We start from the raw sequence: 25,896 nt of genomic DNA, 5'->3' as shown, positions 1-25,896 counted from the left end.
TATTGATCTCTGCTATTTATACATTCCCTTGCCTTCAATGAAATCGATCACTTTATCAGGCAGAAAAAACTGAACATTCTTTTTCTCTTTAATGGCTTTGCGGATAAAAGTTGACGAAATTTCCATTAAAGGGGTTTTGGTAAAAGTGATGGAAGGGTGATTTTCCCATTCACTTACATTCGCCCCAGGGCGCGGGTAAACATAAATCTGGTAGTTTTTTAAAAGCACCTCGTAGTTTTTCCACTTTTTAAATGACACCAGATTATCAGCACCCATAATCAACACAAATTCCTTATCAGGATATTTCTCATGGAGATAGGTTAAGGTATCGATGGTATAAGAAGGCTGCGGCAATGCAAATTCGATATCGCTAACACGGATATGTTCTGCATTTTCTGTAGCCAGTTTGGCCATTTCCAAACGGTCGTACATGTTGGTTAAACCACTTTTGTCTTTTAAGGGATTATGTGGAGAAACCACCAACCACACTTCATCAAGCTCAGTATGGTTAGCCATGTAATTGGCAATAATTAAATGCCCTGTATGGATTGGGTTATATGAACCGAAGAAAAGACCAGTTTTCATGTTTGTGGTTTACCAAATTGCTTTAACGTTATAAAAGCTAAAATTTTGGTCTTTGTTAATATCGTTAAGTTTTCAGAAATGCCTTGGGCAATCAAAATCCGATCGAATGGATCGCGATGATGAAAATCTAATTCATTCAGCTTCATAATATGATCAAATGAAATTGGCAATATTTCTATTTGATTTTGATCCAGAAAGTCTAAAATTTTACCGAAATCTGCACCTAAAGAAAGTTTGTTTAATTTAGACTTTATTGCAATCTCCCAAATGCTGGCAATGCTAATATAACATTGATTATTTAGGTTTTTGATTTCATCAACAATCTTCTTTGGCAAAGATGAATCTCCATTTATAAACCAGATAAATGTATGCGTATTTAACAGAAACTGCATTACATATAATCTTTAAAGTCTTCTAATGGTTCATCAAAATCAGCAGTCATTTTAAAGAAATCTTTGGCATAACCAAATTGTCTTTCTTTCAATTTTTTACTGGCTTTCGATTTTTTCTTTAAGGATAAGACGAAATCAGACACTTGCTTCTTCAGGTCTGAAGGCAATGAAGATATTTGGCTATATAATTGAATATCAGTCATCACCCAAATATAAAGATTTCTACTTTCTTAAGAAAGTTATTTCTTCAAGAAATCTCCTACTAACTTTTCGGCTTCTGCACAAGCTGCAGCCAGATCATAATTTTTTAAAATCACATCAAACTTATCTGCATAAAGCAATTCTTTTTCAGCTTTGATAAAACGTTCCTGTAATTTTTCCGGACTATCTGTTCCACGACCGCTTAAACGTTCTTTTAAAACATCTAACGATGGTGGCTGAACAAAAATGGCCAAAGCATCTTCTTCATATTTTCTTTTCAAACGGATACCGCCTTCTACGTCAATATCGAAAATAACATGTTTGCCATCATTCCAGATCCGCTCGATCTCGGAGCGTAAGGTGCCATAAAAAGTTCCGTTATAAACTTCTTCAAATTCCACAAACTCCTGGCGGGCAACTTTGTGTAAAAACTCTTCCTTACTAATAAAATAGTAATCGTTTTCATGTGTTTCAGCACCTCTCAATTCGCGCGTGGTTGCAGAAATAGAAAAGCTCAGCTCAGGAAATTTCGTTAATAAATGATGTACTATGGTGGTTTTACCTGCTCCTGAAGGTGCCGAAAATATGATTAATTTGCCTTGCATTTTTAAAAGTTTTGCGATTGGCGTTAGGCGTTAAGCGCTTATCGCTTTCCGCCTAACGCTATAACACATTCAATAATTGTTCTTTTATCTTTTCTAATTCTTCTTTCATACCAACAACAAATTGTTGCATCTGGGCATCATTTGCTTTAGCGCCCATGGTATTAATTTCTCTTCCTATTTCCTGAGAGATGAAGCCCATTTTCTTTCCATTTGCTTCTTTGCTTGCTAATGTTTGCAAGAAATAATCGCAGTGGCTTTTTAAACGTGTTTTTTCTTCCGTAATATCGATTTTATCGATGTAATAGATTAATTCCTGTTCGAAACGGTTCTGATCGATATTTACTTTACCAACCGCATCATCCAAAAACTGGCTGAATTTATCGCGGATAGCGGTAATCCTTTTAGGCTCTAATTCCTCTACAGATTTAAAATAAGAAAGAATATTTTTAATTCTCAGCTCCAAATCGGCCTTTAAAACAGCACCTTCGTCTTCTCTGAATTTATTGAAATTGGCCAATGCCGAATTGAAAATCTCGAATAAATGGTTCCACTCATCCTCACTTACACTTTCTTCCTTGTAACTGATTACATCAGGAAAGGTTAATGCTGTTTGCAATAAATTACTGCTATCAGCACCTAATTCGTTGTTAACGGCAATAAGCTGTTTGTAGTAGTGGCTTAATAACGCTGTATTGATGGTAGCACCCGTAACTTCACCATTGGTACGCTCTACATTGATGCTTAAACTTACTTTTCCTCTTTCGATGTCTTTACTGCATATGTTGCGCAGAATCAGCTCTTTATCAGAAAAAGCTTTAGGATATTTTAAATTCAGCTCCAGGAATTTACTGTTGAGCGATTTGATTTCGACACTATACTTCGCATTTGCATAATCGGCTGTTGCTAAGCCGTATCCTGTCATGGATTTTATCATGCGCAAAGATAGGGTTTTAAGCGGAAAGGAGAAATAATAATGGTCGTGGCGCCAGAGTAAAGCTTGCGGGATAAAATACTTTTACATTCAGAAAACCAGCGTTCCGTATTTCTTTGGTAATTGCAGCCCCGCTTTACACTTTACTCCGTTACACTCCGTGTTCGTTTCAATCGGGTTTATGTACAACGTGGAATAGTTTTTGGCAGGGGCCTGTTACCTACATGGTGCAGAACTTCTCTTCCTAAACCTGATGGAAGTGAACATCCCGATTCTTCCATCGGGATAAAACGGACAGCAGGGCTGGTTTAGCCAAAAGTACCAAAGCCTTCATTTCCTAATAAAATGCAACATTACGCTACTTTTCCAACAAGCTCAAAATGGCATTAAATGTTTTTCGCTTCAGTTCTTCAATATCTTCGGCAACCAATCCCTTCGCCTCAATGGCTCCTCCAAATACTGTTCTAATCATCCCGGGGTTGAGTAAAAGTGGATTTGTCCTTGGCAAATGCACTCTACTGTTCAATATCGCAAAAGGTAAAATCGGTGTTTGGGTTTCTATGGCTAAGCGAAAGGCGCCATCATAAAATGGATTTAAAGGGTTGTCTGATTTATTCATCGTTCCTTCGGGGAAAATCAGGATCGATTGTCCGTCGGCCAGGTCTTTTCTCAGTTCGGCTACAGAATGGTCGCGGCTTTCCCTGCTACTCCGGTCGATCATCACCACTAAACGTTTGTAAATCCAACCAAATACCGGGATTTTAAGCATTTCTATCTTCCCCAGTGGACTGAAGGCTTGTGGAATACAGATTACAATAGCAACAGCATCTAAAAACGAACTGTGATTGCCTACATAGATATAAGCCCGAGAAGTGTCAATTTTTTCTCCTGCGGCAGAAAACCATAGAAAAGTGAAAAGACTAAAAGCCCATGCCCAGAATTTTAAAAAATAGAAGGAAATTTTTCTTCCTGTTTTCTCCTTAAAAATACCTGTACTGATCAGGATAAAAGGGCAAACGATAAGCATGAGTATAAAAAATACAATTGCCGAATAGAGTAAATAAAATCCACCCATTAGTTTTCTCATGTTTATTAACGTTTATTTAACAGTTTTCAAGGTTAACAAATGTTAATTTTACAAAAATAATAGTAGATAAGAAAGTATTTTTCATCCCTTTTAATTCATTAAGGGAGATGAATTAGTTTTCTGGTCAGGATGTAACAATTAAAGCAACAAACAAACAACAAAACCGATCTGCTGTTAAAATAGAAACCAATTTTCGATACCAGATAATTTAACTTGCCATTTAACGCGATGAAGCATTTGAAAATTATTCCTCTATTGTTCTTCTTAATACAGGGCTTAAAAATAAAGGCTCAGGATTTTGTACTTAGAGGTGTTGTCATTGAAAAAGGTTCAAATGTGCGGATTGCTTTGGCTGGGATTACCAACATACGTAATAAAATGGGTGCCACAAGTAACGATATTGGCCTATTTCAGTTAAATGCCCGGATTGGCGATACGCTGTTAATTCAAAAAAGGAACCTGAATGAGCAAAAAGTGGTGGTTAAAACAGACGATGACCTGGTTGTTTATCTGATCAGAGGAAGTACTATGTTAGATGAGGTTACAGTTAAAGGGCAGACCAAAAAGCAGGAAATGGAAAGTATAACAAGAGACCTGAAACGAAATGGCTCATTTTATGCAGGTAAACCCCCATTAATTTTGTTAAACCCTTTTGGTGGAAGTCCGATAACATTTTTTTATGAACTTTTTGGAAAAACACCGGCAAGAGCGCGTAATTTTAACCGTTATTATAAAAAGGAGCTAAGTTTGATTGAGGTAGACAAGTTTTTTAATAAAAGTTTAGTCTCGAAGAATACTACATTAACAGGGAAAGATCTGGACAAATTTCTGCTCGATTATTACCCAACACGCAGCATGACCATTAATTGGAGCAATTACGATGCTGTTAAATACATCAAAGAATCGGCTAAGAAATATACCGATACTTTGAAACATACAAATTAACACACCATGAAAAACTTTAAATTTGCCGTTATACTCTTCGTTTTTACCTTAGTCAGCTTTTTCGTAAAGGCACAGGATTTTATTGTGAAAGGTGTGGTGATCGAAAAAGGTTCAAATATCAGGATTGCCCTATCTGAAATTACCAATCTGCGCACCGGAATTGGTGTAGGCAGTAATGATATTGGTATGTTTCAGCTAAAAGCCAGAATTGGCGATACACTGCTGGTAATTAAAAGGGATTTGATCGATCAGCGTGTTGTGGTGAACAGCGAAAAAGACCTGGTAATTTATCTGATTAGGGGAAGCACAACCTTGGCTGATGTAACCATTAGAGGGAATACCAAAAAAGAGGATCTGGACGAAATTAAACGGGAATTTAAAAATAAGGGCGTATATAATGGCGGTAAAACAACGGTTTTGTCGGCTATATTCAGTCCGTTAAATGCACTATATAACTTATTTGGCACTGATCCTAAAAATGCACGGAGATTTGGCAGATATGCCGATAACGAAATTAAACAATCACAGATAGATGTATACTTCAACCAGAGTATTATTAAAAACAATACCGAATTAAGAGGCGATACCTTAGAGAAATACATGCTAAACTGCCGTCCTGAGTTTGATAAAGCACAGCATTGGAACAGTTATGATTACATTAAATACATTAAAGAATCTTCGAAGAAATTTACAGATACGTTAGGTAAGGGGAAGTAGGTTTAGTCGGGAGTCTTTAGTCCTGAGTCAGTTTGGAGTTGGGCATTTGGAGTGATGAGTTTTGGTTGTATAAAATAAGTCCGAAGTCCGGGGTCGGAGGTCTGAAGTGTTTGGTCCTGAGTTGAGAATTTAGCGTTAGTGGAAGTTTTAACCCACCTGTACAATTAACCAGTTTATACAGTTAACCAAATCCCCCAATGAACAAATGACCACTGAACAATTAACCGATTTAAACAATTAACCAATCTTCTATATACTCAACACTTCGCAAGCCTTCTCTGCAGCTAGTTTTTCTGCGTTTTTCTTGTTGTAATCCCGTCCGGTACCCACTTTTTCGCCTTCTACTACAGCACTAATGGTAAATAATTTAGCGCTTTCACCTTCGCCATTCTCAGCCAGTTCGAACATAACGTCCTTACCATGGCGTTGGCACCATTCGATCAGTTTACTTTTGAAATTGGTTTCTGTAAGTTCTAAGGTGTGGATATCGATATGAGGTTTTACAATTCTACGCAATAAAAATTCTTTGGTAAAGTTGTAGCCCTTATCCATGTAGATGGCACCCACTATGGCTTCAAAAGCATCGCCCAGCATTGAATTGTGCTTGGTTTGTATGCTAACCGAACGCTGATCGAACTGAATAAGCTTATCAAAACCGATTTTCTTTGCCAGCTGGTTTAAATTGGCCCGGTTTACAATCTTCGAACGCATTTCGGTTAAAAAACCTTCTTCTTTGTAGGGGTAATGTTTAAAAAGCAGCTCTGCTATCACCGAACCCAGAACGGCGTCGCCTAAAAATTCTAAGCGTTCGTTGCTGCTCCTGCTTCCATTTTTTAAAACTTTTGCTACAGAACGATGCCTGAACGCCATTTTATAGAGCGTAACATTGCCTGGAACAAAGCCTAAAATGTTTTTCAGCTTTTTAACAAACTCCTTTTCGGGAGAGAGATAAAGTTTATATAATTTTAATATCGGCATTAAATAAATAACACAATTAACGGCTAATTAGCATATTTAACTAAGTTATCTATTTTTAACTAGCATACAAAATTATATAGCAGGGCTGTTTTAAATTAATCTTCGTATTTCTTAAAAATAACAGAAGCGTTATGGCCGCCAAAACCGAATGTATTACTTAGAGCAGCTCTAACGGTACGTTTTTGCGCTTTGTTAAAAGTAAAATTCAATTTAGGGTCAAATGCAGGATCATCTGTAAAGTGATTGATTGTTGGAGGAACAATATCATTTTTAACAGAAAGAATTGCTGCAATAGCCTCAATAGCTCCGGCTGCGCCCAAAAGGTGGCCAGTCATCGATTTGGTTGAGCTGATGTTTAAACGATAAGCATCCTCACCAAATAATGTACCAATGGCTTTGGTTTCACTAATATCGCCCAAAGGCGTAGAAGTACCATGTACATTGATATAATCTATATCAGCAGTTGTTAAACCAGCATCTTTTAGGGCATTGGTCATTACCATTCTAGCTCCTAAACCTTCAGGATGCGGTGCAGTGATGTGATTCGCATCCGCACTCATTCCACCGCCAACAAGCTCTGCATAAATTTTTGCACCTCTTGCTTTTGCATGTTCAAGTTCTTCTAAAATAATCGTCCCAGCACCTTCACCAGCTACGAAACCGTCACGGTCTTTATCAAAAGGGCGTGATGCCGTTGCCGGATCTTCGTTACGTGTTGATAATGCATGCATGGCGTTAAAACCACCCATACCCGCTTCGTTAATTATCGCTTCAGAACCGCCACTGATAATTACATCGGCCATACCCAAGCGGATATAGTTAAATGCATCAATCATTGCGTTTGTTGAAGAAGCACATGCCGAAACAGTTGCAAAATTTGGCCCACGTAAGCCGTATTTGATCGAGATATGCCCTGGAGCAATATCAATAATCATTTTAGGGATAAAAAATGGATTGTATCTTGGCGTACCATCTCCCTTGGCAAAATTCGAAATTTCATCCAGGAAAGTTTTCAACCCACCTATGCCTGCGCCCCAGATTACTCCGATGCGGTTGGTATCTAATTTTTCAAAATCAAAACCACCATCCTTCACAGCCTCATCTGTTGCTACAAGAGCATATTGTACAAACGGATCTAGCTTGCGGGCTTCTTTTTTCTCCAAAAAGTCTTCCGGATTAAAATTTTTAACCTCACATGCGAATTTGGTCTTGAACTTTTCAGTATCAAAACCCTTAATAGGAGCAGCGCCACTCACCCCGTTAGTCAATCCTTCCCAAAAATCGGGAACATTATTGCCTATAGGAGTGAGCGCACCCAACCCTGTTACTACTACTCTTTTTAATTCCATTTATACTGAAAAAGCGTAATTCTATTTAACGTTTTTTTCCAAATAAGCAATCGCTTGACCAACTGTACCGATGGTTTCAGCCTGATCATCAGGAATAGCTACATTGAATTCTTTTTCAAATTCCATAATCAATTCTACGGTATCTAAAGAATCTGCACCTAAATCGTTGGTGAATGAAGCCTCTGGCGTAACTTCGCTTTCGTCAACACCTAGTTTTTCTACGATAATAGCCTTAACTCTTGAAGCAATATCAGACATAATTTTATAATTTAATGGTTAAATAATTCTGTGCAAAGAAAAATAAATTCTTACAATTTTCAAATGTTTTTATTTCGATACGTAATTTTGGTATCTCAATAACACAGCGAATATAGAATTAGTTTTTTAATTTCGTTCTGTAAATAATTTATTTCGCTTTGAATAAGACTTACCTAAAACTTACCTTAGACCTTGATTTTATACTAATTGCGATCACAGCACCTTTAAAAGACTATGTGCTTTGCCACAAAATTAATACCCGGTTAAATACTCAATTTGAAAAAATAGAAGACCATGAAATATTTTTTAATATCGACGAACCAGCCTGGTCTTTCTCGAAATATTACTTTTTTGTAGAGCAAGGGGAGGTAGAATACTACTTAATCTGCAATAAAAGCAGCGATGGTTTTCTAATTCCGGAGATGAACAAGGTAGATTTTTTTATTATTATTAAAGAATTTATTGATAAGGAAGATTTAGATTATTTAATCAATGGTTTAAATAAACTGCCTGATATACAGGTGGCTGCAAAGATAGATCCGGCCAAGTTAAAGAGCCGTGAGAATTTGGTAATATAAAAATTATATACTTGGTGTATTAAATACACTATATTTGACGGTTACAAACAAAGAACAAAAGAACAAAATATATAAAATTTGATGCAGTTTGATTATTTTAGATAATAATTAATGCTTTAAACTGCATTGCTAAAATCAATTAATTAAATGAAACCTTTTCATTCGAGAACTAAAATTGTTGCCACGCTTGGGCCTGCATCAGCAAAACCAGATGTATTATATAGTATGTTTAACGCTGGTTTAGATGTTTGCCGCTTAAACTTTTCACACGGATCACAAGCAGATCACCAAGCGGTTTTGGATACTATCCGCGATTTAAACAAAAAATACGATTATAATGTAGGTATCCTTGCCGATTTACAAGGTCCTAAAATCCGTATCGGTTTAGTGAAAGAAGGTGGCATTAACCTGATCAATGGTAAAACTACCGTAATTACTACTAACGAATGTATTGGTAACGAAGAACGTATTTACATCACTTACCAAAACTTCCCTCAGGATGTTCAGGCGGGCGAAATTATCCTTTTAGATGATGGAAAGCTTCAAATGAAAGTGATTTCTACCAATTTAAAGGATGAAGTAGTTTGCGAAATTGTTCACGGTGGTATTTTAACCTCAAGAAAAGGTGTAAACCTTCCAAATACTAAAGTTTCTATTCCTTCATTAACGCCAGAAGACCGCGAAAACTTAGAATTTGTTTTAGAAAATGATGTAGAATGGATCGGTTTATCTTTCGTGCGTAAGGCAGAAGATATTATCGAACTTAAAAAAATTATAGCAGAACGCGGTAAAACCGCACGTGTAATTGCTAAAATCGAAAAACCAGAAGCCATTGCCAATATCGACGAGATTATTGCAGTAACAGATGGTATTATGGTTGCCCGTGGCGATTTAGGGGTTGAATGTCCGATGGAAGAAGTTCCATTATTACAAAAAATGATCGTTGCCAAATGTAGAGCAGCTTCTAAACCTGTAATTGTGGCTACACAAATGTTAGAGAGTATGATCACTACACCTCGCCCAACACGTGCAGAGGTAAATGATGTGGCGAATTCTGTTTTAGATGGTGCTGATGCAGTGATGTTAAGTGGTGAAACATCAGTTGGAGAATTTCCGCTGATCGTGATCGAAACCATGCAGAAAATTATCCAGAACATTGAGCAGAACAACTATCCTTTCAATCCGGATAAGTTTTTAAAACCAAAGTCGCCATCTTTCTTAAGCGATGCCATTTGCGATTCAGCTTGTTTCTTAGCGAAACAAACTAACGCGGTAGGTATTGTATCGATGACTTTAAGCGGTTACACTGCATTCGAAATCTCAAGTCACCGTCCAGAAGCTTTAACCTTTATTTTTACCAGCAACAGGGCATTATTAAATGCAGTAAGTTTACTTTGGGGTGTAAGAGGTTTCTATTACGATAAGTGGGAAAGTACCGATAACACCATCATTGAGGTAAACGAGTTCTTAAAAAGCAAGAAACTGGTTAAACAAGGTGATATCATTATCAATACTGCTGCTATTCCAATGGAAGCAAAAGGTAAAACCAATATGTTAAAAATTACGGTTATAGATTAATTTCTAATATCATATTATAAAATGCTCCTGATTTTAATCGGGAGCATTTTTTTTATCAATAAAAAATATACTTTTGCAATCCAGCACGGAGAGGTGTCAGTCCAAAGGACCCCTATGGGGAGTGTTGATCGAGCACGCTTGGAAAGTAGGGACTAACAATTAAACTTTGTATACTTGCAATAAAAGATAATTATGTTTTATAGTTATATTTTGAAAAGCGAGAAAGATGGGAAGTACTATTATGGAAGTACTGAAAACCTGGAAATAAGATTAATCAAACATAATAGGGGAGATGTAAAATCAACGAAAGCTAGGCGCCCTTTCATCATTCACTTTTTTGAAGAATTTAATTCAAGAAGTGAGGCTTTTAGAAGAGAACAATATTATAAGTCTGTAAATGGCTACATTTATTTGAAACAAAATAACATCATATAACCGGAGAGGTGTCAGAGTGGTCGATCGAGCACGCTTGGAAAGCGTGTGTACTGCAAGGTACCGCGGGTTCGAATCCCGCCCTCTCCGCTTTAGATCCATCCCAGTCCTAATTAAAAGAATGCCTGAATTCCAAGGGAGATAAATGCGTTTTTGTTTTAAAGAACTTACTGAATGATTGTGGATGCTCAAAACCCAGTTGGTAGGCAATTTCACTCACCGACAATTCAGTCGTCGAAAGTTTTTCTTTTGCTTTTTCAACTAACTTTTCGTGAATAAGTTGTTGGGTATTTTGCCCGGTCAAAGCCCTGAGCATATCGCTTAAATAACGTGGCGAAAGGTTTGCTTCTGCGGCTAGATATTCAACTGTTGGCAATCCGCTAATCAAAGATTTTTCATCAGCAAAATAATCCTCCAATAAGTACTCTATTTTAGTCAATACATCATTGTTAACCACCTTTCGGGTAATAAACTGACGTTTGTAAAAACGGTTGCTATAATTGAGCAATACTTCGATGTAAGATACCAACACATCCTGACTAATTTCATCAATCGAAGTGTTCAGTTCTTCATTAATATTATCGAATAGTCCTAAAATTATTTTCTTCTCCTTGTCTGACAGAAATAATGCTTCATTGGTTTCGTACGAGAAAAAACCATATTTTTTTATGGTCGACCCTAGCGGATAGTTCCGGATGAGATCGGGGTGGAACAGAAGTGTAGCCCCGTAATATTTAGCTTCATTATCTGCAAAAATCAATTGGTTTGGTGAAGTAAACATCATACCGCCCTCGTTAAAGTCGTAATAACCCTGTCCATAGCCCATTCGGCCCGTCGTTGAATATTTATAGGAAATCTTGTAAAAGTTGAAAAAAAACGGGCGGTCTAACATTTCTGTGTCGGTGACCATCAGCGAATTATCGACCAAACTGATCAACGGATGGACAGGTTTGGGAACCTGCAGCAACGCATGTATTTCAGAGATTGTTGAAATGCGTAAAGGGACTTTCTTTTCCATAATATAAAAGTACAAATATTAGGGCAACACAAATCATTGGGCTGCATTGCCCTCGGTAATTAATTACCTAAAAATACCTTGGCAAAATCGGCCCTGAAAGCTTCATCACCCTGTGCCAGTCGCTGTGCATATAAGGCCTTGGCATCTTCACCAGCTACATAACGCAGTTTGTTTTTGCCATCTGTAGCCGCTTCGTACACAACTGCAGCAATTTGCTCAGGAGAAGAAGCTGTTTCCATCATTGAACCAAAACCCGCCATCATTGCTTGTACCATCGGATCATAATCTTCGTTGCTTGCCAGTTCTAAAGAACGGCCCGAAAAATCGGTTGCAATTCCACCTGGAGATACGGTTTTAATGTTTACACCAAAAGTGTTTAGCTCAAAAGCCATGCTTTCGCTCCAGCCTTCCAATGCCCATTTTGTAGCATGATAGGTTGAGCCTAGTGGGAAAGCGATTAATCCGCCAATAGAAGTTGTAGAGATAAACAAACCTTCTTTCTTTGCTCTGAAATAAGGAATGAATGCCTGCGTAACACGGATTACACCTAATAGATTTGTGTTAAGTTGTTTTACGATCTGTTCGTCGCTCAGTGCTTCTAATGGCCCGATTAAGCCATAGCCGGCATTGTTAAATACGACATCTACACCCTGTTCAATTGCTTTTTTTGCAGTCGATTGGATCTGAGCAAGGTCGGTCACATCCAAAGGAAGTACGGTAACGTTGCTTAATGTGCTTAATTCTGTATCCTTTTCAGGGTTGCGCATGGTTGCAATTACATTCCATCCTTTGCGCTGAAATAATTTGGCAGCAGCATTTCCCAAACCTGTAGAAGCTCCTGTAATAAAAATTGTCTTTTGCATTTTCTATTGTTTTAAATTAACAATACAAAGTTGCGGCAAAGCGCAAATGCTGATGTAGCCAAATTGAGTTTGCTTGTAGTCTAAATGACGGCTGTTTTTTTGAAGGGCAAGCTAAAGCGTCTTGTTTGGGAGAAAATTCGGCACAATTTTACCTTAATTATTGCCGCTTTGTTGTAAGGATAACGCCAACACTTGTACCATTATTGCGCTTGGAAAAATATAGTTGAAAAACGTTGTTTTCATGTGTTATAGCCTATATTTTTGGATTTATTCCTTAAAAATGCCATTAAAGATAAATGAATTTCTACCAAATTAAATCAGGAAAAATATGGGTAAATATGTAATTGGTTTTCAGGAAATTGACAGGTCTGATATTTTAGAAGTAGGGGGCAAAGGTGCCAATCTTGGCGAGCTATCCAAAATTGGCGGAATGCAGGTGCCACGGGGCTTTTGCATAAACACAAAGGCCTATAAAGAAATAACCACAAGCAATAAGGAACTGAAAACTTTATTGGATGAATTGAGCCAGCTTAAAACAGAAGATTTGCAGGAGGTAAGTAAAGCCAGCGCCAAAATCAGGACAATTATTGAAAACATATCCATTCCGGATGATATTGCCCAGGAGACCGGAAGGCACCTTGCCAATTTTCACGAATATGAGGCTTTTGCTGTCCGGTCGAGTGCTACCGCCGAAGATTTGCCAACATCATCGTTTGCAGGTCAGCAGGATACCTACCTGAACGTTATCGGAAAAACATCGATCTTTAAACATATCAGCAAGTGCTGGGCCTCATTGTTTACCGATAGAGCGGTAATTTACCGCATTCAAAACGGTTTCGATCACCGTAAAGTGCAACTGTGTGTTGTTGTTCAGCAAATGGTCTTTCCACAGGCAGCAGGAATCTTATTTACGGCAGATCCGGTTTCCGGAAATCGGAGAATGTTATCTATTGATGCCAGTTTTGGGCTGGGTGAAGCCTTGGTTTCGGGTCTGGTAAACGCCGATAATTATCAGGTGTGTAGTGGCAGGATTATCGATAAAAAAATATCAATTAAGAAACTGGCTATTTATGCCTTAAAGGATGGCGGTACAAAATCTCAAGCGCTTTCAGCGGAAGAGCAAAACAGGCAAGTGCTTGCAGATGAACAAATTTTACAGCTTGAGGAGCTTGGTAGAAAGATCGAAGCACATTTTGGTAGCCCCCAGGATATTGAATGGTGTTTGGTTGATGATATCTTTTATATTGTTCAGAGTAGGCCAATTACTACTTTATATCCCATTCCAGAAACAAACGACGCCGAAAATCATGTGTATATATCTGTAGGCCATCAGCAAATGATGACTGATGCCATGAAGCCACTAGGGCTATCGTTATGGCAGTTAAGGGCAGCCAGACCAATGTTTAAAGCCGGAGGAAGATTGTTTGTTGATGTAACAGATAGTCTGGCCACCCCAGCTGGGAGGGCGAATTTATTAGATGCGATGGGGCAACATGATCCGCTCATCAAAGATGCATTGATCACCATCACAGAAAGAGGTGACTTTATAAAACAACTACCAGATGATGGAAAAGGACCAGTGCTGGTCAAGAGTACTAAGGGCCTGTCGGCTGCCGATATTTTAGCGCAAATAGGAAACGACCCCGCTATCGTTGCTGATCTGATCAAAACTAATGAGGCATCAGTGGAAACACTAAAACAAAATATCCAAACGAAATCGGGACCAGATCTTTTTGATTTTATCCTCGAAGATATTGAGCAATCAAAAAAGATGATATTTGATTCGCAACATATGGGGGTGATTATAGCCGCCATGAATGCTTCATCCTGGCTCAATGAAAAGATGGAAGAATGGTTGGGTGAAAAAAATCCCGCAGATACACTGTCTCAGTCGGCACCCAACAATATTACTTCAGAAATGGGCCTGGCACTATTGGATGTTGCAGATGTAATCCGTACTTACCCGGTACTGATTAATTATTTACAAGAGATAAAGAAGGATAATTTTTTAGATGAAATGATTCAAATTGATGGTGGAAAGGAAATCCGGAATGCAATCTACGCATATCTCGAAAAATACGGAATGCGGTGTGCGGGAGAAATTGATATTACGAATACACGCTGGAGCGAAAAACCATCGATATTAATTCCCTTAATCCTTAGCAATATCAAAAACTTTGAGCCCAATGCTGGTAAGCGAAAATTTGAGCAAGGAAAACAGGAAGCTTTAAAAAAGGAAAATGAATTATTGGGTAGATTGGCTCATTTACCAGGTGGTGAACAAAAAAAACTGGAAACAAAACAGATGATCAGTCTGCTCCGAAATTTTGCTGGTTATCGTGAATACCCAAAATACGGCATTGTTAACCGCTTTTTCGTTTATAAGCAGGCTTTACTAAAGGAAGTCGAAAAACTCGTAGATGCTCATGTTTTTCATGAAAAGGAAGATAGCTATTACCTCACTTTTGAAGAACTTCGTGAAGTGGTGCGCACACATCAAATTGATTACCAGCTTATTGTTAAGCGAAAAGAAGAGTATAGCAAATACGAGAAACTTACGCCGCCACGGGTAATTACCTCTGATGGAGAAATTATCACAGGTAAATACAATCGCGAGAACCTTCCGGCTGAGGCTATTATCGGTTTGGCGGTTTCTTCAGGAATGATTGAAGGAAGGGCACGCGTAATCCTAAACATGGAAGATGCTGATCTTGAAGAGGGAGATATACTGGTTACCTCATTTACCGACCCGAGTTGGACGCCATTGTTCGTCTCAATAAAAGGCCTTATTACAGAGGTCGGTGGATTAATGACGCATGGTGCCGTGATTGCAAGAGAATATGGTCTGCCAGCGGTTGTTGGCGTAGAAAATGCCACCAAACTGATTAAAGACGGACAGCGCATTCGGTTAAACGGAACGGATGGATATGTGGAGATTTTATAAATAAGTCTGAAGTCTTTACCCTGGAATCATGAGTCGATTTATCTTGAGCTGGGCTTTTGGAATTGAGAATTTGAAGTGGATTAACTGATCGATTAGTCCAAAGTCTAGAGCTCGCAGCCGAACTCCTGATTTGTTGTCCTGAACGCAGTGAAGGATCTTTAAAAAGATGGATGATGATGTTAGTACGGGGTTCGGAGTGGATTATATAAAAAAGAAAATCTAACTTGGTGCCATTTGTGGTTAAAAGAACGCTACATCCCGGGAATTATATCAAGATTAATACCTGCCATTTCCTAAAACAGTCTTATTTTTAGCGCAAGATTAACTAACATGATGAATAAATATTGGCTTACCGTAACGGCTTGTACTTTGGCCATTACAGCAAATGCTCAACAGAAGGCTTTAACCGTTAAAGATTACGAAAGAGCAGAAAGTTTTATGGGCTATAATACAGCAAAGTATATCGACCATGCAAGCGTGCAACCGAATTGGCTGGAAGGTGATAAATTCTGGTACACTACTAAAACCAATGGCACTGAACAAACTTTTTTGGTAGATCCGGTAAAGAAAACAAAAACTTTAACTACCGATTATAAAGGCAGTGCAATGCCATCACGTCGCGGGGCTGGACGTAATGAAGTCTTATCTCCCGACGGGAAAAAAGCCATTTTAATTAAAGATTATAACCTCTTTGTTAAAGATGTGGCTACAGGAAAATTAACACAGTTAACCACTGATGGTATTAAAGATTATGGTTATGCTACCGATAATGCAGGATGGAAACATAGCGATGCGCCAATTTTACGCTGGTCGCCTGATTCGAAAAAGATAGCCACTTTTCAACAAGACCAAAGAAATTCGAAAGATATGTATCTGGTAACCACGAATGTGGGGGCGCCAGTATTAAAAGCCTGGAAATATCCTTTACCCGGCGATAAGCAGATCGCAACGATTAGAAGAGTAGTGATTGATGTAGAAAACGCGAAGATGGCTTCGCTAAATATCCCTGCAGATCAACACCGTGCTACTTTAAGCGATGATATTTCGAGTAGTGGTACTTTTGATGACATCGATTGGAAAGCTGATGGCACTGAAGTGGCATTTCTGTCTACCTCCCGCGATCATAAAAATGAAAAATTCCGCATTGCCAATACCACAACTGGGGCCGTTCGAGAAGTTTTCGAAGAAACGGTAAAAACACAGTACGAATCTGGTCAGGGAGCAATCAACTGGCGTTACCTTCCAGCATCTAAAGAAATTATCTGGTATTCGGAAAGAGATAACTGGGGACATTTATATTTATACGATGCTACCAGCGGAAAATTGAAAAATCAGATTACCAAAGGCGATTTCGTAGTTACCCGTTTAGTTAAAGTAGACGAAAAAACGCGCACGCTTTACTTCATGGCTAATGGCCGGGAAAAAGGAAATCCTTATTTTAGCCATTTGTACAAGATCGGTTTCGACGGAAAAAATCTAGCATCGTTAACCCCTGAAGAAGGTAACCATCAGGTGGTATTTTCTCCATCATTCGAATATTTTGTAGATACTTATTCACAACCAGATGTATCAGCCGTTACCGTTTTAAGAAGTATCAATGGTAAACTGATCAACACTTTAGAGAAAACAGATGTATCCAGGTTAGCCGCTACAGGCTGGAAAGCACCTATCCCCGTTTCTGTTAAAGCCAAAGATGGTAAAACCGATATCTATGGACTCGTTTTCACCCCAACAAAAATGGATGCAGGGCAGAAATATCCGGTTATCGATTATATTTATCCAGGTCCTCAGGGCGGTAGCGTAGGTAGTTGGTCGTTTGCTGCTTCACGCGGCGATAACCAGGCTTTGGCCGAGCTCGGCTTTATTGTAGTAGTAATAGAAGGCACCAGTAATCCAGACCGCTCTAAAAGTTTTCATGATATGAGCTATGGCAATATGGCTGAGAATACTTTGCCTGATCAGATCGCAGCCATCAGACAGCTCTCTGCTAAATATCCTATTGATACAACAAAGGTGGGTATCTGGGGGCACTCTGGCGGAGGTTTTGCTACTGCTGCGGCCATGTTCCGTTATCCGGATTTCTTTAAAGTAGGAATTTCAGAATCAGGTAACCACGATAACAGAAACTACGAGGACGATTGGGGCGAACGTTACAATGGTTTGGTAGAAAATTCTGATTATGAAGCACAGGCCAATCAGAACTATGCTAAAAACCTAAAGGGGAAACTGATGTTGGTTCATGGTATGATGGATGATAATGTACCACCTTACAACACGCTATTAGTTGTGGAGGCATTAGAAAAAGCAAATAAATCTTTCGATCTGGTTATTTTTCCAAATAGTGCACATGGTTATGGTGAATACTCACCTTATATGACGCGTCGCCGTTGGGATTACTTTGTACAGCATCTTTTAGGAGCAGAACCACCTAAAGATTATCAAATGAAAGGCCCTTCAGCAAGATAATTTTTAAAGACTGTATTTTTTTGATTGAACCCCAAAAGTTGTACAAAACTTTTGGGGTTCACTATTTATATCAAAATTGGTCACAATTTTTGTTATGTTTTCCGAGTCTCTGTGACTAAATATATCTTCAAATAACTTTTCTCAAAGCAAATCTATGCGTAGGGACAACGGGAATCAATTTTAAATTCATACTACCAAAAGTCAATTTGTAGCCTTTTAGGGCTTTGTATGTGTTATTAATACTAAATTGCTACCTGGCCAGGCCCTCTTTGTCACATCTTATTAATTGCAGCAGTTCTCTGATAGTAAGTTACCTCGATAAATTATTTTCCTTTTTATGGTTTTACATAATTTATAAGCTATCTTCATATTATAAAATGGATAAGATGTGTAAACTTAATAGTTCATCACAGACACTTAATCATTACATTAACCAAATACTAAACTAAATCACAATAGCTCAGGCTCCTATCCGTAGGGATCCGATTTGTTGTACCGAAAATTATGAGACAATTGAAACTGTTTATCATTTTATCCCTCCTGCTTTCTTTCATTACCGGCCAACCGCTGCCTATTGCCAGCAGTTTTGAAAATAAAGGAAATGATCTTTACAATTATCAAAATACGCCAACAAAATGTCTTTCGCTTGTAGATATGAATAAATATGAGTTAAAAATGCTCAATCATATTGGCATCATAAATATCGGGAACGATCCCGTAAATTTTGAATTGCCCATCTGCACAAATATTAAAGGTATAATCGACTAATACGAACATAAAAAGTAGAAACTATGAAACATACTCCACCTTAAATTAGAAAATCCTGAATCCTTAAATACTCCTATTTTCTAACCAATTAATTAAATCAACTATGAACATTACTTTACCAAAAAGCAATTGGGCTGTTTTATCCAACAAACAGAAATTGTATTCTTTGCAGAAACTTGTGATGATAAGTTGCTGCATGCTGCTGCTCAGCGCATCGGCTTTTGCACAAAGTGTAATTAAGGGCACGGTGCTCGACGGTGATAAATTACCAGTAGCCGGTGTAACCATTCAAGCGAAACCAGGTACAGCAAAAGCACAGACAGATGCTGACGGAAAATATGCCATTACCGCTCCTTCAGGCTCCACACAGCTCGTTTTCAGCTTTGTAGGTATGGAAACACAAACGGTAAGCATCAATAACCAAACGGTAATCAATATCACTATGGCATCCTTAAATAATCTGGAAGCAGTGGTAGTGATAGGTTATGCCTCCGTAAGGAAAAATGATTTAACCGGTGCTGCAACAACTGTTTCGGCAAAAGATTTCAACAAAGGGCCTTTAAATGCCCCCGATCAATTGATCCAGGGTAAAGTTGCAGGCGTACAGATGATCAACAATAGCGGTCAACCAGGCGGAGCTTCAACAGTACGCATCAGGGGTAACTCTGCCATCACCGGCACCGGACAGCCACTCTATGTGGTAGATGGTGTTGCTTTAGACGGAAGGTCGGCCAGACCATCAACCAATGCAGGTGTTGGAGGTTTAACCGCCAGCGCAGGTACAGGTACCACTCCGGATGGCAACCCTTTAAACTTTATCAACCCAGCCGATATCGAATCGATGGAAATCCTTAAAGATGCATCGGCAACAGCCATTTATGGTTCGCGTGCGGCTTACGGTGTGGTTTTAATTACCACGAAAAGAGGAAAATCAGGTGAGACCAAAATCGATGTAAGTGCATCTGCAGGCGTAAGTAACATTGCAAGGCGGGTTGATGTTTTAACGGGCGATGAATACCGTGCAGCATTAAAAAAATATAACCTCACCACTGGGGATTTCGGCAGCAACGTAGATGCGCTGGATGCCATTACCCGTACAGCTTACAACCAGAATTATTCTGTAGGGATAAGCGGTGGCAATAACGGAAACACTTTCCGGGCATCCCTCGGCTATCAGAACCAGCAGGGAATCATTAAATCAACCGATTTTAAAAAATACAGTGCTGGCTTTAACGGTAATTTCAAATTTTTGGAAAGTAAAAAGCTGGGGCTGGACATTAACATGATCAGCAACCAGTACCTGGAAAGTATAGCTCCAATTACTACTGATGCAGGTTTTACAGGAAGTTTAATTTCTCAGGCACTATCGTGGAACCCTACGCAGTCTTTTTATAATCCTGATGGAAGTTTATTTATCGATTACGGTTCTACCACCATCAATCCATTAGCGGCTTTGGCTGCAAACAGTGATAAGGCAAAGGTTTCAACTATTTTGGGAAGTATATCGCCTTACTACAAAATTACGCCATGGTTGGAGTACAGAATGCTGGCCAGTGTTAATTATAGTACAGGCATTAGAAGAGCTTCAACAAGAAGTACTTTAAACCTGCAGGGTATTCAGCCTTCTGGAGATTTCTTAGGCGGATATGCGAGTTATTCCAACACAGAACTAGTAACACAACAATTTACAAATACTTTAAATTTTAATAAGGAGATTGTGAGCAAGCTGAATTTAAATGCCGTTTTAGGTTACGAGTATTCTAATTTCATTCGTAAAAGTGCAATTAATACAGCTACTGGTTTTGGGGACATTGCTTCAGATTATACCGATGCATTTGAAGCCACCTTACCAGCTAACCGTACTTTTGTAACCAGTAATGATCCAACAACGGAATTGCAATCTTATTTCGCAAGGGCCATTTTTAATTACGATAGTAAATACATTTTAACAGCCACCTTCAGGGCTGATGGTTCGACGAAATTTGGAACCAACAATAAATATGGGTATTTCCCATCATTCGCTGCTGCATGGGACATTAAAAAAGAAAGTTTTTTAAGTGATGCGCAATGGCTCGATCAATTAAAATTAAGACTGGGTTATGGAAAAACCGGTAATCAGGATTTCCCATCTGGATCTTCTCAACGGCGTTTCGTAAATAAAGGTATTGATGGTTCAGTCGGTATAAATAATGCCAATCCAGATTTAAAATGGCAGGAAGACAAACAAACCAATATAGGCGCTGATTTTGGCTTTTTAAATAATAAATTAACAGGATCAATAGATTTCTTTAATAAAGTAACCACAGATCTTTTATTTCCACAAAATGCATTATCACCAGCTGCTCCAAATGGTGTAATTACTTGGTACAATTTAGATGGAGAAATTCAGAATAAAGGATTGGAAATTAGCCTAAATGCCAATATCATAGACAATGATAAATTTTCCTGGTCTTTAGGTGGTAATGTAACTTTTATTAAAAACGAGGTAAAAAACCTTACCGGCTTAATTAGAACAGGTTCGTTAAACGGACAGGGATTAAGTGGAGTAAATGTAGAGGTTGTACAGAGTGGGCTACCCTTATTTGCTATGGTAACCAGACAGTATAATGGTTTATTACCAAGTGGATTTTCGAATTATACAGATGATGGTTTCACCAAATATTACCTTGGAAACCCCAATCCTAAAGCAATTATAGGTATAAGCACTAACCTTAGATATAAAAAATTCTCACTCACCGCCAATCTAAACGGTTCATTTGGTCAGAGTATTTACAACAATACAGCAAATTCGGTTTTAGCCATTTCAAATCTGGGCAATAGAAATATATCATCAGCACTAATAAATTCAGACATACAGGAATCATTAGCAAACCCTATTGCTGCTTCATCAAGATATATTGAAAAGGGAGATTACTTAAAATTGGCCAATGCAACCATCAATTACAACATTGGAAACATTGGTAAATCAATTAAATCACTCAATATTTATTTAAACGGTCAGAATCTTTTTGTAATCACCAATTATACAGGTTTTGATCCGGAAGTAAATGTAAACAAAAGCATCAATGGTGTACCATCAGCAGGCATCGATTATACAGCCTATCCTACTGCCAGGACATTCAATTTCGGTGTCAATTTTTCACTTTAATTTTCAATTATAATCACATGAAAAATAAATATATAATCAGCTTCGTAGCCGCAACACTTGCACTATCGGGCTGTACTAAATTAGACGAAAACTTAAATGGTCAAGTGAGTTCAGGTTCATTGGGTTCGAACGATGTACCTGGATTGATCACGGCAAGTTATACCGCAATGAGAGGACCTTACCAGGCTCCCTGGAACTGGTCTGCCCTACAGGAAGTAACTTCTGATGAAGTAATTGTGCCCACACGTGCCGGCGACTGGGATGATAATGGTGCTTGGCGTGCCCTTCATTTGCATAAATGGGCAGCAGACGACGCAAGAATTTCGGACGTATTCAGAGATTTAAATAGCGTTAGTTATGTAAGTACGGATGTACTGGCTTTTAATCCCACTCCTGCCCAGGCCGCGGTTGCCCGTTTCATCAGATCCTTCTCCGAATTTTCGGTTTTAGATGGATGGGGTCAGGTACCTTATCGTGATCCAGGAGAAGGTGTAACCAAACCTTCAAGAGTTAGAAACGCGGCCGATGAAATTGCTTATTTAATTAATGAGCTAACTGCGATCATTCCCCTATTACCGGATGGGCCAGCAAGCCAAGCGAATAAAAATGCCGCGCGAACGCTGCTAATGAAGATTTACCTCAATAAAGGAGCAATTTTAAACCGCGCAGCACCAACTTTCGATCCGGCAGATATGGCTAAAGTAATCTCGCTGGCAAATGAAATTGCAACAGGAGGATATACACTTACGCCCAATTATTTCGATAATTTCGCTCCTACAAATAATATAATTTCCAAAGAAAACATCTTTACTTCTCAAAACCTTGCCAGTGTAACGGGAAGCGATTTAGACGGGATGTGGAAATGTACCCTCCATTATAACCAAAATCCGAACGGTTACAATGGTTTTTCTACCCTATCCAACTTTTACAATAAATTTGAAGCAAGCGATACCAGAAGGGGTGGCACTTATACCGGGCAAACCAATGTATCAGGAATCCGTGTAGGCTTTTTGATTGGACAACAGTTTGATCAAAACGGTGTTGCATTAAAAGACAGGAAAGGCAATCCTTTAGCTTTTACTCCTGAAGTCGCAATTATTGAACGTGATCCAAACCATCTGGAAGTTGCAGGTATTAGGGTAGTTAAATACCCAATAGATTACCCTAATGCAGGATCTAAAAAACCTGATAACGATTGGGTTTATTTCCGTTACGCCGATGTATTATTGATGAAAGCAGAGGCCCAGTTAAGAACATCGCAGCCTGCTCCTGCCTTAGCGATTGTAAATTCGATCAGAACCGTTAGGGGCGCTTCAATTTTACCAAATTTAACATTGGATATTTTATTGGACGAACGTGGACGTGAGTTATACTGGGAAAGCTTTAGGAGACAGGATTTAATCCGTTTTGGTAAATTTCTTGCTGCATGGCAGGAAAAACCGGCAAGTGAGGCTAAATACCTGCTTTTTCCTATTCCTGATAATCAACTTGGCAACCCCAACCTGATCCAAAATCCGGGTTATTAAAATTTAATATCTATATCAGGGGCCGCAACGGTTAACAGGCTGATTACTGTTAACGTTACGGCTTCTTTATTTTTATAAAAATCGATTAAAAAAAAATGAAAAAAGAAATGCTACTTAATTGTTTTTCATCAGTTTTAGGAGTACCCCGTTTGTCCAACCGAAGCCATCCTGAAGTGGATATTCACCGCCACCACCTTTACTGTCGGTTTCTACCACATTATACTTCTCCATTAATTTTCCGGTGCCTTTAAATACAGAAATATTAAGGTTTATCCATCTCACACTAATGGTATCGGCCAGTTTATCGTATCCATAATTGCGCAATCCCGCAATGCTGATATATTGCAGTGGTGCCCATGCTTTTGGAGAATCCCATTGCTCTTTAGTGGTGGTTAACGTGGTAATTAAGCCGCCTGTTTTAAGAAAATTCCTTTGCAGTTTTTCTTTAACAGCTTTGGCCTGTACCAATGTTGCCAATTTAAAATACAATGGAAATGCTGCTGCAAGTGTAAGCTGGTTAGAAAGTGACCGGTTTTTCCAATTGTAATCAGTAAAAAAGCCCTGTTTTTTGTTCCAGAAGTATTTTAGGATAGCTATTTTACGCAGATTAGCTTTTTTATTAAATAGAGCAGCCTTTGTTCTGTTGCCTGCCTCGTTGTTTGCCGTAGCAATGGCAGTTTCGAGATTATATAATAAAGTATTTAAATCAACCGGGAGCAAATCCGTGGTAATAATCTGGTTGTAACTTTTACCGTCGGCAAACCACCTGCTGCTAAAATCCCAACCCGATTCTGCAGCAGAACGTACATTTCTAAGAAATATGGACGGAACCTGTTTGGTTGATTTAACGGCTTCAAAATCCTCCCTGTACGATTCTTCGCGGGGCTGATCGCCAGCATCATAGTAACGGTTTAAAATAGCGCCGTCAGCAAGTTTTACTACATGGTTTATCGCTTTGCCATTGCTTAACTGACTAGCCCCTTTCATCCAAAAATTATATTCTTTTTCCAGAACGTCCTTATAATCTGCAAGTTTTACATTTTTATTGTGCTGGGTAAGCAACTGAACCATAGCAGCAAAAAACGGGGGCTGCGAACGTGTTAAATAATAAGTACGGTTTCCATTGGGGATAAAACCATATTTATTAATGAGGTAAGCGAAATTGTCAACCATATCTTTTATGGTTTTTAATTTACCGGCCTTTTGCAAACCGAGCATTGTAAAATAAGAATCCCAATAATAAATTTCCCTGAACCGGCCACCGGGAACAATGTAAGGCTTCGGTAATGGCAGCAGTGATGTTTGGTAGGTGGAAGCCGTATCAGGATCTCTTTTTAAAACCGTCCACAAGGTATCCAGGTGTTTTTCTATACCTGCACTAATATTTGATTGGTAAGTCGCATGATGGCTTTCAGGCATATTAAAATATTCATTTACGAATGCCGTTAAGTTAAAATTTTGGTTGTTTTTTAGGGTGTTATAAGCCTTCATGATTTCTGAAGGACTCTTTTTTGGAATGGCATCTGCAAAAGATTTACTATCAGGATAAATTCTTGCCATTTGAACTTTCTCAAATAAATCGGGATAGGTTTGCCTCGGACTTAATTCGTTTTGTGCAAATAACTGGCTAGAGATAAATAATAAGCAGGTAAGCACCATCATTTTCATGCTTAACAAATTTTGATTTATCATATTGCTGTTTTATTAAATATAATTAATTTATCATAAAATTTACCTTCTTTTACCTCGACGAAGCAAAAAGAAACCCAACTGGCTTTTAGCAAACAAAGATTAACCTATCTTCGTTTTGATTATTAAATAAACTTCCCATGGGAAAAACCAGAGATCAGAATAATGTAATCATAACCGGTGCTACCGGAATGGTAGGTGAAGGGGTAATGATGCAATGCCTAAACAGCCCTGAAATTGATACTGTTTTAGTGATTAACCGCAAGCCATGTGGTTATAGCCATCCAAAACTTAAGGAGATCATCCACTCCGATTTTTTCGATTTTTCGCAGATTGAAAATCAGCTTTCGGGTTACAATGCATGCTTTTTTTGTTTGGGAATTACTTCGGTGGGTGTTGATAATGATACCTATTACAAAATGACCTATACACTAACCATGCATGTTGCCGAAACGTTAAGTAAGCTAAACGATAATATGACTTTTTGTTATGTTTCTGGCGGGGGAACCAATGAAAATGGACGGTTGAAATGGGCACAGGTAAAGGGTAAAACGGAGAACGATTTGATGAAATTGCCTTTTAAGCAGGTGTTTAATTTTCGCCCGGGTTTTATTAAGCCACTGGCAGGACAAAAATATGCCCATAAATTTTATAACTATATCAATTGGTTGTTTCCTCTTGGAAGGGCTGTTTATCCTGGTGGGTTTTGCACCATGGCCGAGCTGGGCAATGCCATGATTAATACTTTAAGCCATAATGGCGAACGGAGGGTTTTAGAAGGAAAAGACATTATTGCCTTATCAAAAGAATAGCCCGGGTGCTGCAATGAGCTCCCGGG

At 38.6% G+C, this 25,896-nt stretch carries 23 protein-coding genes and 1 tRNA gene; 12 read left to right on the top strand and 12 right to left on the bottom strand.

Annotated elements, in window-relative coordinates; genetic code table 11:
- Positions 1 to 12: 12 nt before the first annotated feature.
- From nadD to ACN9MR_RS20915, 6 genes are all read right to left on the bottom strand, one after another.
- On the bottom strand, positions 13 to 585 hold the full coding sequence (gene nadD / locus ACN9MR_RS20940; protein WP_426326461.1) for a nicotinate (nicotinamide) nucleotide adenylyltransferase: 573 nt from the start codon (positions 583 to 585) through the stop codon (positions 13 to 15).
- On the bottom strand, positions 582 to 977 hold the full coding sequence (locus tag ACN9MR_RS20935; RefSeq protein WP_426326460.1) for a type II toxin-antitoxin system VapC family toxin: 396 nt from the start codon (positions 975 to 977) through the stop codon (positions 582 to 584). The genes nadD and ACN9MR_RS20935 overlap by 4 nt, the downstream gene beginning before the upstream one ends.
- On the bottom strand, positions 977 to 1,180 hold the full coding sequence (gene vapB, locus ACN9MR_RS20930; protein ID WP_426326459.1) for a type II toxin-antitoxin system VapB family antitoxin: 204 nt from the start codon (positions 1,178 to 1,180) through the stop codon (positions 977 to 979). The genes ACN9MR_RS20935 and vapB overlap by 1 nt, the downstream gene beginning before the upstream one ends.
- Before the next feature lie 36 nt (positions 1,181 to 1,216).
- Positions 1,217 to 1,783 carry a guanylate kinase gene (gmk, locus tag ACN9MR_RS20925; protein ID WP_426326458.1) on the bottom strand — a complete coding sequence of 189 codons (567 nt, stop codon included), beginning with the start codon at positions 1,781 to 1,783 and terminating at the stop codon, positions 1,217 to 1,219.
- 58 nt (positions 1,784 to 1,841) lie between these two features.
- Entirely contained in the window at positions 1,842 to 2,705 is an 864-nt protein-coding gene (locus ACN9MR_RS20920; protein ID WP_426330237.1) for a YicC/YloC family endoribonuclease, read from the bottom strand.
- A 367-nt stretch (positions 2,706 to 3,072) separates the two neighbouring features.
- A complete protein-coding gene (locus ACN9MR_RS20915) occupies positions 3,073 to 3,801 on the bottom strand; it encodes a lysophospholipid acyltransferase family protein (RefSeq protein WP_426326457.1) in 729 nt (242 codons plus the stop codon).
- Positions 3,802 to 4,029: 228 nt separating this feature from the next.
- Between ACN9MR_RS20915 and ACN9MR_RS20910 the strand changes: the two genes are divergently transcribed.
- Both ACN9MR_RS20910 and ACN9MR_RS20905 read left to right on the top strand, forming a co-directional pair.
- Positions 4,030 to 4,746, top strand: a complete 717-nt coding sequence (locus ACN9MR_RS20910; RefSeq protein WP_426326456.1) for a hypothetical protein — start codon at positions 4,030 to 4,032, stop codon at positions 4,744 to 4,746.
- A gap of 6 nt (positions 4,747 to 4,752) precedes the next feature.
- The gene (locus ACN9MR_RS20905; protein ID WP_426326455.1) at positions 4,753 to 5,463 is read left to right on the top strand and encodes a hypothetical protein; all 711 of its coding nucleotides are present in this window, start codon (positions 4,753 to 4,755) and stop codon (positions 5,461 to 5,463) included.
- Positions 5,464 to 5,712: 249 nt separating this feature from the next.
- Here the strand turns inward: ACN9MR_RS20905 and rnc are convergent, their stop codons facing one another.
- The 3 genes from rnc to ACN9MR_RS20890 all read right to left on the bottom strand — a co-directional run bounded on the left by rnc (position 5,713) and on the right by ACN9MR_RS20890 (position 8,048).
- Positions 5,713 to 6,441, bottom strand: coding sequence for a ribonuclease III (gene rnc / locus ACN9MR_RS20900; RefSeq protein WP_426326454.1), 729 nt, complete (start codon positions 6,439 to 6,441; stop codon positions 5,713 to 5,715).
- 95 nt (positions 6,442 to 6,536) lie between these two features.
- Positions 6,537 to 7,790 (bottom strand): beta-ketoacyl-ACP synthase II, encoded by a 1,254-nt coding sequence (gene fabF, locus ACN9MR_RS20895; protein WP_029274997.1) that lies wholly within the window; start codon positions 7,788 to 7,790, stop codon positions 6,537 to 6,539.
- 21 nt (positions 7,791 to 7,811) lie between these two features.
- Positions 7,812 to 8,048, bottom strand: a complete 237-nt coding sequence (locus ACN9MR_RS20890; RefSeq protein WP_008508386.1) for an acyl carrier protein — start codon at positions 8,046 to 8,048, stop codon at positions 7,812 to 7,814.
- Between the two features lie 158 nt (positions 8,049 to 8,206).
- Here ACN9MR_RS20890 and ACN9MR_RS20885 point away from each other — a divergent pair, with 158 nt between their 5' ends.
- The 4 genes from ACN9MR_RS20885 (at position 8,207) to ACN9MR_RS20870 (ending at position 10,726) form a co-directional block, all read left to right on the top strand.
- The gene (locus tag ACN9MR_RS20885) at positions 8,207 to 8,626 is read left to right on the top strand and encodes an IPExxxVDY family protein (protein WP_029274996.1); all 420 of its coding nucleotides are present in this window, start codon (positions 8,207 to 8,209) and stop codon (positions 8,624 to 8,626) included.
- A gap of 147 nt (positions 8,627 to 8,773) precedes the next feature.
- A complete protein-coding gene (gene pyk, locus ACN9MR_RS20880) occupies positions 8,774 to 10,204 on the top strand; it encodes a pyruvate kinase (RefSeq protein ID WP_057931851.1) in 1,431 nt (476 codons plus the stop codon).
- A 192-nt stretch (positions 10,205 to 10,396) separates the two neighbouring features.
- Positions 10,397 to 10,639 carry a GIY-YIG nuclease family protein gene (locus ACN9MR_RS20875; RefSeq protein ID WP_184468958.1) on the top strand — a complete coding sequence of 81 codons (243 nt, stop codon included), beginning with the start codon at positions 10,397 to 10,399 and terminating at the stop codon, positions 10,637 to 10,639.
- A gap of 2 nt (positions 10,640 to 10,641) precedes the next feature.
- Positions 10,642 to 10,726: transfer RNA gene (locus tag ACN9MR_RS20870), tRNA-Ser, on the top strand.
- Between the two features lie 19 nt (positions 10,727 to 10,745).
- Here ACN9MR_RS20870 and ACN9MR_RS20865 read toward each other — a convergent pair.
- Together ACN9MR_RS20865 and ACN9MR_RS20860 are read right to left on the bottom strand one after the other, a co-directional pair.
- A complete protein-coding gene (locus tag ACN9MR_RS20865) occupies positions 10,746 to 11,654 on the bottom strand; it encodes a helix-turn-helix domain-containing protein (RefSeq protein ID WP_426326453.1) in 909 nt (302 codons plus the stop codon).
- A 59-nt stretch (positions 11,655 to 11,713) separates the two neighbouring features.
- The gene (locus ACN9MR_RS20860) at positions 11,714 to 12,517 is read right to left on the bottom strand and encodes an SDR family oxidoreductase (protein ID WP_426326452.1); all 804 of its coding nucleotides are present in this window, start codon (positions 12,515 to 12,517) and stop codon (positions 11,714 to 11,716) included.
- A gap of 328 nt (positions 12,518 to 12,845) precedes the next feature.
- On the opposite strand from ACN9MR_RS20860, the gene ppsA reads away from it, so the two are divergent.
- The 5 genes from ppsA to ACN9MR_RS20835 all read left to right on the top strand — a co-directional run bounded on the left by ppsA (position 12,846) and on the right by ACN9MR_RS20835 (position 23,369).
- Complete coding sequence (gene ppsA / locus ACN9MR_RS20855) at positions 12,846 to 15,461, top strand: phosphoenolpyruvate synthase (RefSeq protein WP_426326451.1); 2,616 nt, start codon at positions 12,846 to 12,848, stop codon at positions 15,459 to 15,461.
- A 330-nt stretch (positions 15,462 to 15,791) separates the two neighbouring features.
- Entirely contained in the window at positions 15,792 to 17,927 is a 2,136-nt protein-coding gene (locus ACN9MR_RS20850; protein WP_426326450.1) for a DPP IV N-terminal domain-containing protein, read from the top strand.
- A gap of 504 nt (positions 17,928 to 18,431) precedes the next feature.
- Positions 18,432 to 18,695, top strand: coding sequence for a hypothetical protein (locus ACN9MR_RS20845; protein WP_426326449.1), 264 nt, complete (start codon positions 18,432 to 18,434; stop codon positions 18,693 to 18,695).
- 103 nt (positions 18,696 to 18,798) lie between these two features.
- A complete protein-coding gene (locus ACN9MR_RS20840) occupies positions 18,799 to 21,843 on the top strand; it encodes a SusC/RagA family TonB-linked outer membrane protein (RefSeq protein WP_426326448.1) in 3,045 nt (1,014 codons plus the stop codon).
- A gap of 17 nt (positions 21,844 to 21,860) precedes the next feature.
- A complete protein-coding gene (locus ACN9MR_RS20835; protein ID WP_426326447.1) occupies positions 21,861 to 23,369 on the top strand; it encodes a RagB/SusD family nutrient uptake outer membrane protein in 1,509 nt (502 codons plus the stop codon).
- Between the two features lie 114 nt (positions 23,370 to 23,483).
- Here ACN9MR_RS20835 and treF read toward each other — a convergent pair whose 3' ends face one another.
- Positions 23,484 to 25,061: an alpha,alpha-trehalase TreF gene (treF, locus tag ACN9MR_RS20830; RefSeq protein WP_426326446.1), complete on the bottom strand. Its 1,578-nt coding sequence runs from the start codon at positions 25,059 to 25,061 to the stop codon at positions 23,484 to 23,486.
- Positions 25,062 to 25,198: 137 nt separating this feature from the next.
- On the opposite strand from treF, the gene ACN9MR_RS20825 reads away from it, so the two are divergent.
- Entirely contained in the window at positions 25,199 to 25,870 is a 672-nt protein-coding gene (locus tag ACN9MR_RS20825; RefSeq protein WP_426326445.1) for an NAD-dependent epimerase/dehydratase family protein, read from the top strand.
- The last annotated feature ends 26 nt before the right edge of the window (positions 25,871 to 25,896 follow it).

It is taken from the genome of Pedobacter sp. R-06, assembly GCF_049913135.1.
GTDB lineage: Bacteria > Bacteroidota > Bacteroidia > Sphingobacteriales > Sphingobacteriaceae > Pedobacter.
This window is presented reverse-complemented; position numbering and strand designations above follow the sequence as displayed.